This window comes from Arthrobacter sp. SD1074B (assembly GCF_056780195.1).
The window spans coordinates 2,511,534-2,524,525 of record NZ_JBRAZT010000001.1; the positions used below are offsets into that span (position 1 = coordinate 2,511,534).

At 67.8% G+C, this 12,992-nt stretch carries 9 protein-coding genes; 5 read left to right on the forward strand and 4 right to left on the reverse strand.

Annotation, left to right across the window (positions count from 1 at the left end; translation table 11 throughout):
• Window positions 1–121: 121 nt before the first annotated feature.
• The 3 genes from ACUYM2_RS11535 to ACUYM2_RS11545 all read left to right on the forward strand — a co-directional run bounded on the left by ACUYM2_RS11535 (window position 122) and on the right by ACUYM2_RS11545 (window position 6,611).
• Entirely contained in the window at window positions 122–1,738 is a 1,617-nt protein-coding gene (locus ACUYM2_RS11535) for an ABC transporter substrate-binding protein (RefSeq protein WP_481601476.1), read from the forward strand.
• A 79-nt stretch (window positions 1,739–1,817) separates the two neighbouring features.
• On the forward strand, window positions 1,818–3,320 hold the full coding sequence (locus ACUYM2_RS11540) for a malate:quinone oxidoreductase (protein ID WP_481600179.1): 1,503 nt from the start codon (window positions 1,818–1,820) through the stop codon (window positions 3,318–3,320).
• A gap of 81 nt (window positions 3,321–3,401) precedes the next feature.
• Window positions 3,402–6,611: an efflux RND transporter permease subunit gene (locus tag ACUYM2_RS11545; protein WP_481600180.1), complete on the forward strand. Its 3,210-nt coding sequence runs from the start codon at window positions 3,402–3,404 to the stop codon at window positions 6,609–6,611.
• Between the two features lie 42 nt (window positions 6,612–6,653).
• On the opposite strand, the gene ACUYM2_RS11550 is transcribed toward ACUYM2_RS11545, so the two are convergent.
• Window positions 6,654–8,105, reverse strand: coding sequence for an MFS transporter (locus ACUYM2_RS11550; protein ID WP_481601477.1), 1,452 nt, complete (start codon window positions 8,103–8,105; stop codon window positions 6,654–6,656).
• A gap of 196 nt (window positions 8,106–8,301) precedes the next feature.
• Between ACUYM2_RS11550 and ACUYM2_RS11555 the strand changes: the two genes are divergently transcribed.
• Window positions 8,302–9,405, forward strand: coding sequence for an LLM class flavin-dependent oxidoreductase (locus tag ACUYM2_RS11555; RefSeq protein ID WP_481600181.1), 1,104 nt, complete (start codon window positions 8,302–8,304; stop codon window positions 9,403–9,405).
• Window positions 9,405–9,917 carry a MarR family winged helix-turn-helix transcriptional regulator gene (locus tag ACUYM2_RS11560; protein ID WP_481600182.1) on the forward strand — a complete coding sequence of 171 codons (513 nt, stop codon included), beginning with the start codon at window positions 9,405–9,407 and terminating at the stop codon, window positions 9,915–9,917. The genes ACUYM2_RS11555 and ACUYM2_RS11560 overlap by 1 nt, the downstream gene beginning before the upstream one ends.
• Before the next feature lie 71 nt (window positions 9,918–9,988).
• Here ACUYM2_RS11560 and ACUYM2_RS11565 read toward each other — a convergent pair whose 3' ends face one another.
• From ACUYM2_RS11565 to ACUYM2_RS11575, 3 genes are all read right to left on the reverse strand, one after another.
• A complete protein-coding gene (locus ACUYM2_RS11565; protein ID WP_481600183.1) occupies window positions 9,989–11,185 on the reverse strand; it encodes an AI-2E family transporter in 1,197 nt (398 codons plus the stop codon).
• A 55-nt stretch (window positions 11,186–11,240) separates the two neighbouring features.
• Window positions 11,241–12,047, reverse strand: a complete 807-nt coding sequence (locus ACUYM2_RS11570) for a transglutaminase-like domain-containing protein (RefSeq protein WP_481600184.1) — start codon at window positions 12,045–12,047, stop codon at window positions 11,241–11,243.
• Between the two features lie 87 nt (window positions 12,048–12,134).
• Window positions 12,135–12,968: a hypothetical protein gene (locus ACUYM2_RS11575; RefSeq protein WP_481600185.1), complete on the reverse strand. Its 834-nt coding sequence runs from the start codon at window positions 12,966–12,968 to the stop codon at window positions 12,135–12,137.
• Window positions 12,969–12,992 lie beyond the last annotated feature (24 nt).

Sequence of the window (12,992 nt, forward strand, 5' to 3'; positions counted from 1 at the left end):
CCGGCGGCCTTCCCGTACCCCAGAGGTGATTCCTTCAGTGCCCAGCAGTAACGCGCCCACCCGTACCGGCCCCCGCAGGCGGGTTCGCCGCATCGCTGCCGGTTTGAGCGCGGTCCTGCTCATGTTGCCGCTGGCGTCGTGCACCGGGACACCGGATCCGACGCCGTCGCCGTCGTCCTCTGCCAGCGCTTCTGCCGCCGCTCCCACCGCCACTTTCACCTTCGGCACCGCTTCGCGCCCGCTCGGACTGGATCCTGCCCTCGTCTCCGACGTGGAGTCCTACCGTGTTACCCGCCAGATCCTGGAGGGCCTGGTCGGCGTCGACCAGACCAGCGGCAAACCCACCCCCCTGCTGGCAACTGAGTGGACCACAAGCCGCGACGGCCGCGCCTACACCTTCAAGCTCCGCGACAAGGTGACGTTCCAGGACGGAACGGCTTTTGACGCGGCGGCGGTGTGCACCAACTTCAAGCGCTGGTTCAACTTCCCCGCGGCCCTGCGGAAGCAGGCGCCCGGCACCACGTTCAAGGGCGTGTTCATGGCCCACGCGGACCAGGCGTCGCTGTCCATCTACAAGGGCTGTACCGCACTGTCGGCAAGCAGCGTCCGGATCGACCTCACCCAGCCGTTCACCGGCTTCCTGCAGGCGCTTACCCTGCCCGCCTTCGCGATTTCCTCGCCAAAGGCCATGGCCGCCCGCTCCGCCGACGCGCTCAACCAGAGCCGCGAGGGCCAGCCGCTCTCCGCCTATGCCCTGCACCCGGTGGGAACCGGACCGTTCGTTTTCAGTTCCTGGGACAACAACACCGTCACCCTGAACAGCTACAAGGGCTACTGGGGCGACAAGGGCCAGATCGGCACCGTCCACTTCGTCACGTACGACCAGCCGCAGACCCGGATGCAGGCACTGTTCGACGGCAAGATCGACGCCTACGATTCGGTGACGGTGGGAAACTTCGACCAGCTGGTCAAGCGCGGCAAGCAGATCATCCTTCGCGATCCGTTTTCGGTGATGTACCTGGGCATGAACCAGCAGGTGCCGGTCCTGCGGAACCTCAAAGTCCGCCAAGCGATTGAGATGGCCCTGGACAAGGACACCCTGATCCGGAAGTTCTTCATCGACAACACCGCGGCGGCCTCGCAGTTCGTTCCGCCGAAGCTGAGCGGCTTCAACAACAACGCCCCCTCGCTTGGCTACGACCCGAACAAGGCAAAGGAGCTGCTGGCCGACGCCGGTTACAAGGGCGAGGAGCTGAAGTTCTACTACCCGCTCAACGTCGCCCGCCCCTACCTTCCAACCCCCGAGAAGGTCTACGCGGAGATCAGCCGGCAGCTCACCGCCGTCGGACTCAACATCAAGCCCGTTCCGATCGAATGGTCCGACGGCTATCTCCAGAAAGTCACCTCGCCCGGTGACCATGCCCTGCACATTCTCGGCTGGAACGGCTCCTACGCCGACCCTGACAACTTCGTGGGCCCGCTCTTCGGCGAAAACACCGGCGAGTTCGGCTACCAGGATCCCCAGGTGTTCTCCAAGATCTCCCGCGCACGCGGCCTGCCGGACGGCAAGGAGCGGACGGAGCAGTACCAGACCATCAACGCCCAGATTGCCGCAACGGTACCGGCGGTACCGATTGCATTCCCGATCTCGGCGCTGGCGCTGTCCGACCGGGTCCTGAAATACCCGGCGTCACCGGTCCTGAACGAAGTTTTCACCAACGTCGAGTTAAAGCCTTGACGGCAGGGCCCAATTTCAGTTAGTGGGCCGTGCGGGGATATTCTGTGACAGCCAGAGCCGCTGCTATCGGAGACTGATTGTGACTTTCATTTCCAAGACCCAACACGCCGACGTCGTCCTGATCGGCGGCGGCATCATGAGCGCCACGCTGGGCGCTTTCCTCAAGCAGCTGGAGCCGAACTGGACCATCTCCCTGTTCGAGCGCCTGGACCAGCCGGGCCTGGAAAGCTCCGGACCGTGGAACAACGCCGGCACCGGGCACGCCGCGCTGTGTGAGCTCAACTACTCCCCCGCGGCCAAGGACGGCTCGGTGGACCCGTCGAAGGCTCTGCAGATCAACGAGCAGTTCCAGCTTTCCCGCCAGTTCTGGTCCCATCTGGTCACCAACTCCCTGATCGGCTCTCCCAAGGGCTTCATCAACACCGTGCCGCATATGAGTTTCGTGGTCGGCGACGCCAACGCCAAGTTCCTGCGGACCCGCTACGAGGCGCTCAAGCCAAACCCGCTGTTCCGCTCCATGGAGTATTCCGAGGACCACGCCCAGATCGCCAAGTGGGCCCCGCTGATCGTCAAGGGCCGCGACCCCAAGCAGCACATCGCCGCCACCCGCGCTGCGGAGGGCACCGACGTCGACTTCGGCGCCCTGACCCGCGAGCTGACCGGCTACCTCGGCAACAACGGCGTGGAAATCAACTACGGCCACGGCGTCACCGGCATCAGCCGGGCCTCCGACGGCGGCTGGGACCTTGCGCTCAAGCACCCGAGTTCCGGTGAGCACGGCTCCATCCACGCGAAATTCGTCTTCGTCGGCGCCGGCGGCGGAGCCCTGCACCTGCTGCAGGCCTCCGGCATCCCGGAAAGCAAGGGCTACGGCGGCTTCCCGGTCTCCGGCCAGTTCTTCCGCTGCACGGACGAGACCCTCGCCGCCCAGCACAGTGCCAAGGTCTACGGCCAGGCCTCCGTGGGCGCCCCGCCCATGTCCGTCCCGCACCTGGACACCCGGTTCGTCAACGGCAAGCGCTCCCTGCTGTTTGGCCCGTACGCCGGCTTCTCCACGAACTTCCTGAAGAACGGCTCCTACCTGGACCTGCCGCTGTCCATCCGCCCCTCCAACATCATCCCGATGCTGGCCGTGGCCAAGGACAACATGGATCTGACGGCGTATCTGGTCAAGGAAGTCGCCAAGCGGCACGGCGCCAAGGTCGAGGCCCTGCGCGAGTACTACCCGGAGGCCAAAGACGGCGACTGGGAGCTGATCACGGCCGGCCAGCGGGTCCAGATCATCAAGAAGGATCCGAAGAAGGGCGGCGTGCTGCAGTTCGGCACCGAGGTCATCGCCGGACGAGACGGCAGCATCGGGGCGCTACTTGGCGCTTCCCCGGGCGCCTCCACCGCCGTGCCGATCATGATTGAGCTGCTCCAGAAGTCCTTCCCCAAGAGCTTCAAGGGCTGGCAGGCCAAGCTCAAGGAGATGATGCCTGGTTACGGCATCAAGCTCAACGAGAACCCGGACCTCGCTGCCAAGCTCGAGGCCGAGACGGCCGCGGCACTCCAGCTGGAGCCGGTCAGCGCCACCCGCTGAAACCCTTCCGGGTTGCGGCACGTTGTACCCCTTGACGTCATGCATTGACGCCTGCCCGTAGACCCACCAGGAGACCATGAGATGTTCCGGCTGGCCCAGCTCTCGCTAGCAAACCGGGCGCTGATTGCGCTGATCACCGTCTTCGCGTCGGTCTTCGGGGTGATCACGATGACCTCGCTCAAGCAGGAGCTCATCCCGTCCATCGAGTTCCCGCAGATCACGGTCATCACCTCGATGCCCGGGGCCTCGCCGGAGGTGGTCGACAAACAGGTCAGCGGGCCGCTGGAGACAGCCTTGAACGGCGTCGAGGGACTGGAGTCGACGTCGTCGACGTCCCGCAACGGCGTCTCGCAGATCACCTTGGCCTTCACCTACGGCTCCAATCTGGACCGCGCCCGGAACCAGATCGACCGCGCCATCTCCAATGCCAAGCAGGCGCTGCCGAAGGACGTCCAGCCGCAGGCAATCGCCGGCAGCATCAGCGACTTCCCGATCGTCTACCTCGCGGTCTCCTCGGACAAGCCGCTGAGCGAACTCAATGCGGACCTGGCCCGCCTGAGCGTGCCGCGGCTGCAGAAGCTCGACGGCGTGCGCGGGGCCGAGGTGACCGGCGGTGCCACCCAGCACATCGAGATCATGCCGCGGCCGGCGGCCATGGCCGCCTCCGGCGTCACCATCGGGTCCATTTCCGAGGCGCTGAAGAACAACGGCAGCCTGGTCCCGGCCGGCAGTATCGAGGAGCAGGGCAAGACGCTCTCGCTGCAGATCGGCAGCCCGGTGGACTCCCTCGACGCGGTCAAGGCCCTGCCTCTGGGAGGCGCCCGCAGCGCCGCGACAATCGGCAGCGTGTCGGACGTCAGCATCACCGAGGACGCCCGCACCTCGATCACCCGCACCAATGGCAAGGAAACCCTCGCCGTCTCGGTCACGAAGAAGCCCGAGGGCGACACGGTGGGCATCTCCCACGCGGTGAAGGACTCCATCCCGCAGCTTGAGGCCGAGCTGGGATCCAACGCCAAGTTCACGCCCGTCTTCGACCAGGCGCCCTTCATCGAAAAGTCCATCAAGGACCTCACCACCGAGGGGCTCCTGGGCCTGGGCTTCGCCGTCGCCGTCATCCTGCTGTTCCTGCTCTCGGTGCGCTCGACCCTGGTCACGGCCGTGTCCATCCCGCTGTCTTTGCTGATCACCTTCATCGGGCTCTCGGCGACCGGGTATTCGCTGAACATCCTGACCCTCGGCGCGCTGACCATCGCGATCGGACGTGTGGTGGACGACTCGATCGTGGTGATCGAGAACATCAAGCGGCACCTGAGCTACGGCGAGCAGAAGATTACCGCCATCCTGACCTCCATCCGGGAAGTCGCCGGCGCGATTACCGCGTCCACCCTCACGACCGTGGCGGTCTTCCTGCCGATCGCGTTCGTGGCCGGACTCGCCGGGGAGCTGTTCCGGCCGTTCGCCCTCACCGTCACGATCGCCCTGGTCTCCTCGCTGCTGGTCTCGCTGACCATCGTCCCGGTGCTGGCGTACTGGTTCCTGCGGACCCCATCGGATAAGGCCGGCACTGCGGTGTCCGAAGCCTCCGCCCGCGAGACGGCCGCCAAAGCCCACGAGGCCGAGCAGCGCAGCTTCCTGCAGCGCGGCTACCTCCCGGTCCTGACCAAGACTCAGCGGCATCCCGTGATCACCCTGGTCGCGGCTGTCCTGGTCCTCGGCGGCACGGTGGCGATGACCCCGTTGCTCGCCACCGACCTGCTGGGCCGCTCCGGCGAAAACAGCATGACGGTAAAGCAGGCCCTTCCCGCCGGCACCAGCCTTTCCGAAGGCAGCGCCGCGGCCGTCAAGGTCGAGAAGGTATTGCGTGGCAGCGACGGGATCAAGGACGTGCAGGTCACCACCGGCAACGCCCAGTCCGGTTTCTCCGCGCTGCAGTCCACCGGGGCGGCGAATTCCAGCTTCACCGTCGTCACGGACGAGTCGGCCAAGCAGGGCAAGCTGCAGGACACCGTCCGCAGTGAACTCGCCAAGATCTCCGACGCCGGCAAGATCACCGTCGGCTCCCAGCAGGGCGGATTCGGCACGACGTCGACCGTCGACATCACGCTCAAGGCCGCCAGTTCCGCCGACCTCAAGACCGCCAGCGACGCCATGGTCAAGGCGATGGACGGCGTCCCCGGCTCCTCCGAGGTCAGCACCAACCTGGCTTCGAGCCAGCCTGTGGTCCAGGTCAAGGTGGACCGCGCCAAGGCTGTCGCGGCCGGCCTGAACGAGCAGCAGGTCGCCGGCGTGCTGGCCGCCACGATCAGCCCGGTCCCGGCAGGCACCGTCCGGATCGGCACTAACGACTACCCTGTCCGGATCGGCGAGGGCACCCGCTTCACCAGCATCGGCGCCGTCCGGGACCTCCCGCTGCCGACGGCCCGGGGCCCGGTTCCGCTGTCCTCGATCGCCTCGGTGGAACAAGCCGACGTCCCGGTCTCAATCACGGCCAGCAACGGCCAGCGGACCGCGCGCGTGTCCGTCACGCCGTCGGGCGGTAACCTCGGCGCGGTGAGCACGGAGGTGCAGGCCCGGCTCAAGTCGGTCCAGCTGCCGCCGGGCGTGACCGCGGAAATCGGCGGCGCCACCACGCAGCAGGCCGAGTCCTTCGGCCAGCTGGGACTGGCGCTGCTGGCCGCGATCGCCATTGTCTACGTGATCATGGTCGCCGCGTTCAAATCGCTTGTGCAGCCGCTGATCCTGCTGGTCTCGATCCCCTTCGCTGCCACCGGCGCCATCGCGCTGCTGCTGGTGACCGGCGTTCCGCTGGGGCTGCCGTCGCTGATCGGCATGCTGATGCTGGTGGGCATTGTGGTGACCAACGCGATCGTGCTGATCGACCTGATCAACCAATACCGGCAGCCCCGCAACGGCGAACCCGGCATGAGCGTGGCGGACGCCATCACGCACGGCGCCCGGCAGCGGCTCCGGCCGATCCTGATGACCGCCCTGGCCACCGTGTTCGCGCTGACCCCGATGGCACTGGGTCTGACCGGCGGCGGCGGCTTCATCTCGCAGCCGCTGGCCATCGTGGTGATCGGCGGCCTGATTTCCTCCACCGCGCTGACACTGATCCTCGTGCCGGTGCTGTACCGGCTGGTGGAGGGCCGGCGTGAACGCAAGGCACTGCAGAAGGCCAACGGCGGCAGGTCCGCCCACGGCCGCCGGGCCCAGCCCGCGCCCTTGGGCGCCGCGGCCGACGTCGACCTGCTCGATGAGCCGGACGAGGCCCCGGCGCTCCGCAACTAGCTGCTTCCCCCTCCCCCGACTAGCTCGCACAACTAGTGCGAGCTAGAGGGGTGCGGAAGCTGGCTCATCTGCGGGTGTCGGGTCCGGGTCGGAGAAGGCCAGCCTGGGCACCAGAACCAGGGCAGCGGCAGCGGCCAGTCCGGTGACCCCGCAGATGGTCCACACCGTCAGGTAGCCGGCCAGCGGCGCCGCGGTCTGCCCGGCGGCCGCAGCACCGGCGTCGCCCAGGACATGGCTGAGCAGGGCAATGCCGAACACCGCCGACGCGAACGCCCCGCCGATGGTCTTGGTCGTGTTGGTCAGGCCCGTCGCCATCGCGGTCCGGTTCAGCGGCGCCGCAGCGGCCGCCGCCGAGGGCAGCGCCGCCACGAGCGCGCCGGAGCCGATGCCGGCCACCGCCATGTTGGCCAGCGCCTCGGCCAGGCTGTCGTGGAAGGGCAGGAAGAGCAGGTAACCGAGCCCGACGAGGGCGGCGGCGCCCACCAGGGTCCAGCGCGGGGTAAGCCGGCGCGTCACTACGGGGTATAGCAGGGCCCCCACCAGCAGCGCCAGCACGTACACGCCGATAATGATCGAGACCTGGCCGGCGCGCAGCCCCAGCCCGTAGCCGTGCAGTGCCGGATCGGTCCGGGCAAAGGTGGAGAGCGGGGCCTGGGCGCCCAGCACGGACACCCCGAAGAGCCCCGCGGTCAGTTGCACCGGCCACATGGCCTTGGACCGCAGCATCCGGATGTCCACCAGCGGATCTTCGCGGCCCAGCTCAACGCGGGTGAACGGGACGAAGACCAGCAGGCCGGCCGCAAGCAGCGCCCAGGCCCACCACGCTCCAGGGCCGCCCAGCCGCATGAAGGTCAGGCCGGAGGTGATCAGCAGGAGGCCGACGGCGAGCAGCGCGAAGCCGCGGGTGTCCACCCTGCCGCCGCTGCGTTCGGTGGACTCCGGCACCCCGAAGCGGATGGCGAACCAGCATGCCGTCACAGCCAGGGCCGGAAGCATCAGCACCAACTGCAGTTGCCCGGCGAAGACTTCCACGAGTGCCCCGGCCGCCAGGGCTCCGGCGATGACACCGAGTTCCAGCGCGCCGACGAGGGCGCCGGCCGCGCGGCGGGTGTGGGCGGCGCCGTCGGGCAGCCCGTGCACCCGGCTGAAGACGAGGGCGATTTCCAGCGGCAGCCAGACCACGTAGAAGCCCTGCAGCGACCACGCCCCGAGGAACGTCCAGAAATCCGGCGCCAGCGCCACGCCCCAGGACGCGGCGGCGGTGAGCGCGGTGGAGACGAGCAGGACCCTGCGGTGTCCGTACAGGTCTCCCAGTTTCGCGAGCACCGGCACGGCCAGGGCGCTGACCGTCAGCTGGGCGGCCTCGAACCAGTTGACGTCGGCGTCGTGGATCCCCAGGTGCCGGGCGATGTCCGTGAGGATGGGAGTGTAGTAACCCTGCAGGATCCCGCTGGTAAGTTCCACCAGACACAGAAAAGCGACGACGCGGCGCATGGCGACCTTCCGGGCGGGCTGGGCATCCGGCGGCCAGCCGATTGATTGCATCCTAGGGCCGGGGCCCGCGGGCTCCCCGCAGGACGTGGAATATCCCGGCGTGGCGGACGTTATCAATAGTGATACATGCAAATGCATGTAAATTGGGTATAGTAGGAGCAGCACCCGGAAGTCTCCGGCCCAGGAAAGGAACACCATGCAAATCGGCGTCTTCAGCGTCAGCGACATCACTACCGACCCCACCACGGGCCGCACCCCCACGGAACACGAACGCATCAAGGCCTCGATTGCCATCGCCAAGAAGGTCGAAGAAATCGGCATGGATGTCTACGCCATCGGCGAGCACCACAACCGCCCGTTCTTCTCCTCCTCCCCCACCACCACACTGGCTTACATCGCTGCGCAGACGGAGCGGATCATCCTCTCCACCGCCACCACGCTGATCACCACCAATGACCCGGTGAAGATCGCCGAGGACTTCGCGATGCTCCAGCACCTCGCCGACGGCCGGGTGGACCTGGTCCTGGGCCGCGGCAACACCGCCCCGGTCTACCCCTGGTTCGGCAAGAACATCCAGGACGGGATCGAACTCTCGATCGAGAACTACTCCCTGCTCCGCCGGCTCTGGGACGAGGATACGGTCAACTGGTCCGGGAAGCACCGCACCCCGCTGCAGAACTTCACCTCCACACCGCGCCCGCTCGACGGCGTCGCCCCCTTCGTCTGGCACGGCTCTATCCGCACCCCGCAGATCGCCGAAGTGGCCGCGTACTATGGCGACGGCTTCTTCGCCAACAACATCTTCTGGCCCAAGGAGCACTACCAGCAGCTGATCGGCCTCTACCGGGAACGCTACGAGCACTACGGCCACGGCAAGGCAGACCAGGCGATCGTGGGCCTCGGCGGCCAGTTCTTCATGCGAAAGAACTCGCAGGACGCGGTCTCGGAGTTCCGCCCCTACTTCGACAATGCCCCGGTGTACGGCCACGGCCCCTCGCTGGAGGACTTCACCTCGCAGACCCCGCTGACGGTGGGCAGCCCGCAGGAGGTCATTGAGAAGACCCTGACTTTCCGCGAGTACTTCGGCGACTACCAGCGCCAGCTGTTCCTGATCGACCACGCCGGCCTGCCGCTGAAGACTGTGCTGGAGCAGCTGGATCTGTTCGGCGAGGAAGTGCTGCCGGTGCTCCGCAAGGAATACGCCGAGAAGACCCCGGCCCACGTTCCGGAACCGCCGACCCACGCCGGCCGCGTGGCTGCCTCGCTGGCGGCCCGCGAAACCGCCCCGCAGGACGCCTAATGTCCGCCGAGGCAGCGCCGGCGGAGGCCGGCCGGGCGGGGGCACCGGCGGAACCTGGCACCGGCCCGGCGTCGCCGGTGCGGCTCGCGGCGCAGACCTGGGAGTCGCTGTTCCGGGCCCAGGTGGCCGTGATGCGCCGGCTGCAGGCCGGACCGGCGTTCAAGTCCCTGGCCCTGAACGAGTACGACGTGCTGTTCACCCTCTCCCGCTGCCCCTCCGGCTGGCTCCGCCAGAACGAGCTCAACGACCACGTGCTGCTGAGCCAATCGAGCCTGAGCCGTTTGGTGGAGCGGCTGGAAAAGCGGGGCCTCGTGGAGCGGCGGCCCGCGCCCGACGACGGCCGCGGCGTGCTCGTCCGGCTCACCGAGGCCGGGCGGGAACTGCAGAAGACCATCGGGCGGGAGCATGTCCGGGACATCGCCGCCCTGGTGGGTCCGGCACTGACCGCCGAGGAACAGCGCGAGCTGCTGCGCCTGACGGACAAGCTGCGGGCCTCAGTGGCATCGCGCTGAGTTCCGGTTCCGCCGGACTCCGGGCTAGGACCCGGGCCCGGCGGGATCCGCCGGGATCCGCCGGCCTGGAGTCAGGCCACCGGCCCTGCGGACGCCTCGGAGTCCGAGGGCTCTGCTGCCGGCTGGCCCTTCGCTGACGGAGCGCCGGACAGATGGCCCTGTGCGTCCCGCCGCGTGTCACGTTCGGCGCCGGAAATGTCGTCAGCGGTGATCTGATCGTCCGGTTTTTCGTTCCAGGCCTTAATGGCGGCCCAGCCGACGGCTGCCAGGGGAACGGAAAGGACCGCCCCGATAATGCCGGCCAGGATGGTGCCGGCGGTCAGGGCCAGGAGGATGACGAGGGCGTGCACGCTGAGGGTGCGGCCCATGACCACGGGCTGCAGGAAGTTGCCCTCCAGCTGGTTGACGAGAATGACGACGGCGACGACCAGCAGAGCGGTGACCGGCCCGTTGGCCACCAGCGCAATCAGCGCGGCCAGTACGCCCGCGAGGGTCGCCCCCACCAGCGGGATGAAGGCGCCGATGAAGACAATGGCAGCCAGCGGCAGAGCCAGCGGAACACCAAGGACGACCAGGGCCAGTCCGATGAAGAACGCGTCCACGAGAGCCACAATCGCCGTTCCGCGCACGTAACCGCCCAGCACCGCGAGGCTGTCCTGGCCCACACGCCGGGCCTTGACCAGACGTTTACCCTTGAAAGCCCGCAGGATGAAGGCCCAGATGCGTTCGCCGTCCTTGAGGAAGAAGAACAGGATGACAGCCATCAGCAGCGCGCTGGCAGTGAACGTTCCGGCCGCGCTGAGGCCCGTGACGACGCCCGCGCCGGCAGAGCTGCTGGTCACGAAGTCCAGGACCGCGTTCCTGGCCTGCTGGATCTGCTGGTCATCGACCGGGATGGGCCCGTTCCGGACCAGGCCGTAAACCTGGTCGAACCCCTGGCTTGCGCTGCGGCCAAGCTCATCAGCCTGGCTTACGACGGCGAGCACAACGGCCGTCACCAGTCCGCCGAGCGCCAGCAGCCCAAGCAGGAAGGAGAAGCCGGTCGCCGCGGCGCTGGGCCATCCCTTCCGGCGCAGCCAATTCACCAGGGGCGCGATGGCAGCGGCAAGGATCAGCGCCAGCAACAGCGGAATGACCACCAGCCGCACCTGGACGAGGGCGTAGACGAGCACCGCGGCAAGAGTCAGCAGCAACAGCATTTGGCCTGCCCTGGTACTCACGCGGCCGAGGCCGTCCTGCCAGGGATCGGGCCGTTCATGGGTCTGCATCTGCTGTTCTCCTACGGGATGGTCAAGCTGTGAATGAGGCAGCGCCGGCCCGCCGCTAGCGGATAGCAACCAGCGCCGCCGGGTCTTCGAGGGGCAGGTCGCCGGTCACCGTGGCTGTGACCTTCAATTCCTGGAGTGCCAGACTGCCGCCCACGGTGGACAGGAATGCGGTGTCCGAGGAGTCCCGGCCGGCGGTAATACGGAGCATGCTCTCCCGGGGCGCCAGGCCGGTCGGATCGATCACGTGCCAGGCCCCTTCCACATGGGCTTCGGCCACGGCGTGGAAGTCCATCGGGCTCAACCCTGGTGCGTAGACGGCGGCCAGCCGCGCCGGGACATTCTTGGACCGCAGCAGCGAGATGGCCAGGTGGGCAAAGTCCCGGCAGACGCCGCGCCGGTGCAGCAGCGTTTCGACGGCGCCGTCGGTGCCGCGCGATGAGCCGCTCACGTACCGCAGCTCGCTGAAGACCCAGTTCCGCACAGCGTGCAGCAGTTCCCCGCCGTCCAGCCCGCCGAACTCGGCGTACGCCGTCGGGAGCAGCCGGTCCGACTCGGCGTAGCGGCTGGGCCGGACGTAACGGATGAGCTCCATCAGCCCGGGTTCCTCCGGGGCGGCGAAACCGGTGACGGTGGCCCCGTACTCCACCAGCACCTCGGTCGGCTCGGCGAACTCCATGTAGTGGAAGCGCCCGCCGTGGTGGTCCGAGAGCTCGGTCAGGGGCACGTCCTCGCCGCCGGCCGTCACGGACAACGACTCCTCCACTCCGCTGTAGCCGGGGTTGCGCGCAACAGCCACCGCCATCGCGACCTTGGTATCGGCCACGGTCTTGAAGGCCAGGCGTGCGGATACGATGCGTTCCATGAATCTCCGGAGGGTGCGAACAAAGCCGCTGGATTGTCAGCGGGAGGGCGGTCGCCCCGGGCCGTCGTGGAGGGCGCGGGGGCAGGACTAGTTTTTGATCTTCAGCGACATTAGCATCCGCTGGACATTGGCGAATTCCGAGCCCTCGTTGACGTATTTGTCCGCCTGGCCCAGCGTGTCAAAGGACTTGGCCGGGGCGACTTTCTGGTCCGGAGCGAACGCCTTGAGCTCGCCCAGATCGCCGAAGGAGTAGTCGCCCTTGCCCTCGGGTCCGTGGACGATGTTCCGCAGGGTGCAGGATTTCCCTGCCGCCCCGCCGACCACGTTGGTGATGCCGTAGGAGCCGAAGTACTTGTAGCCCTGGATGACGCGGAACACGACGTGCGGGTCGATGGTCCCCTCCCCGCCGAGGTGCGGCAGGTCCACCGGAACGCTGCTGACCACCACATACGGTTTCGCGGCCGAGGCCTTGCAGGAGGCGGCAGCCTGCGGCCGGAGCCCGGTCTGCAGGGTGGCCAAGTAGCGGCCTTCCGCATCCTTGACCTCGATCCTGAGCGCCCCCGGAAGGGTGCCCTGCGCCGGAGTGGCCGACTGCGCAATCCATTCCTGCGGCAGTTCGAAGCTCACGGTCTTGCCGGGATCATAGAACGTCTTCCAGGCCGCAGCCGTCGCACCCGCCGTCGCGGAGGGGACTGCGGACGCCGAGGCGCCGGCGGAGGCCGTGCCCGAAGCCGAGCCGCCTGACGAGGCCGCCGTCGACGCCCCACCGGCGGAGGAAACCGCCGTCGTGCTTCCGCCCGGGCTGCCCGCCGTCCAGGCCGGCGCGCCCTTGCCTTCGCTGCTGCAGCCGGCGAGCGCGACGGCGGTGAGCGCCAGCGCAGCGGCCGTCCGGAGTCCGCGGGATAGAACGGTGCCAGTCATGCTGCCAGCGTAGCCGGGGCCCCG

Bases quoted from the DNA above. Each gene is read 5' to 3' on its own strand.
- ACUYM2_RS11565 (WP_481600183.1), bottom strand. From the start codon at position 11,185: ATGCAGACCCATGAACGGCCCGATCCCTGGCAGGACGGCCTCGGCCGC.
- ACUYM2_RS11550 (WP_481601477.1), bottom strand. From the start codon at position 8,105: ATGCGCCGCGTCGTCGCTTTTCTGTGTCTGGTGGAACTTACCAGCGGG.
- ACUYM2_RS11575 (WP_481600185.1), bottom strand. From the start codon at position 12,968: ATGACTGGCACCGTTCTATCCCGCGGACTCCGGACGGCCGCTGCGCTG.
- ACUYM2_RS11560 (WP_481600182.1), top strand. From the start codon at position 9,405: ATGTCCGCCGAGGCAGCGCCGGCGGAGGCCGGCCGGGCGGGGGCACCG.
- ACUYM2_RS11535 (WP_481601476.1), top strand. From the start codon at position 122: ATGTTGCCGCTGGCGTCGTGCACCGGGACACCGGATCCGACGCCGTCG.
- ACUYM2_RS11545 (WP_481600180.1), top strand. From the start codon at position 3,402: ATGTTCCGGCTGGCCCAGCTCTCGCTAGCAAACCGGGCGCTGATTGCG.
- ACUYM2_RS11570 (WP_481600184.1), bottom strand. From the start codon at position 12,047: ATGGAACGCATCGTATCCGCACGCCTGGCCTTCAAGACCGTGGCCGAT.
- ACUYM2_RS11555 (WP_481600181.1), top strand. From the start codon at position 8,302: ATGCAAATCGGCGTCTTCAGCGTCAGCGACATCACTACCGACCCCACC.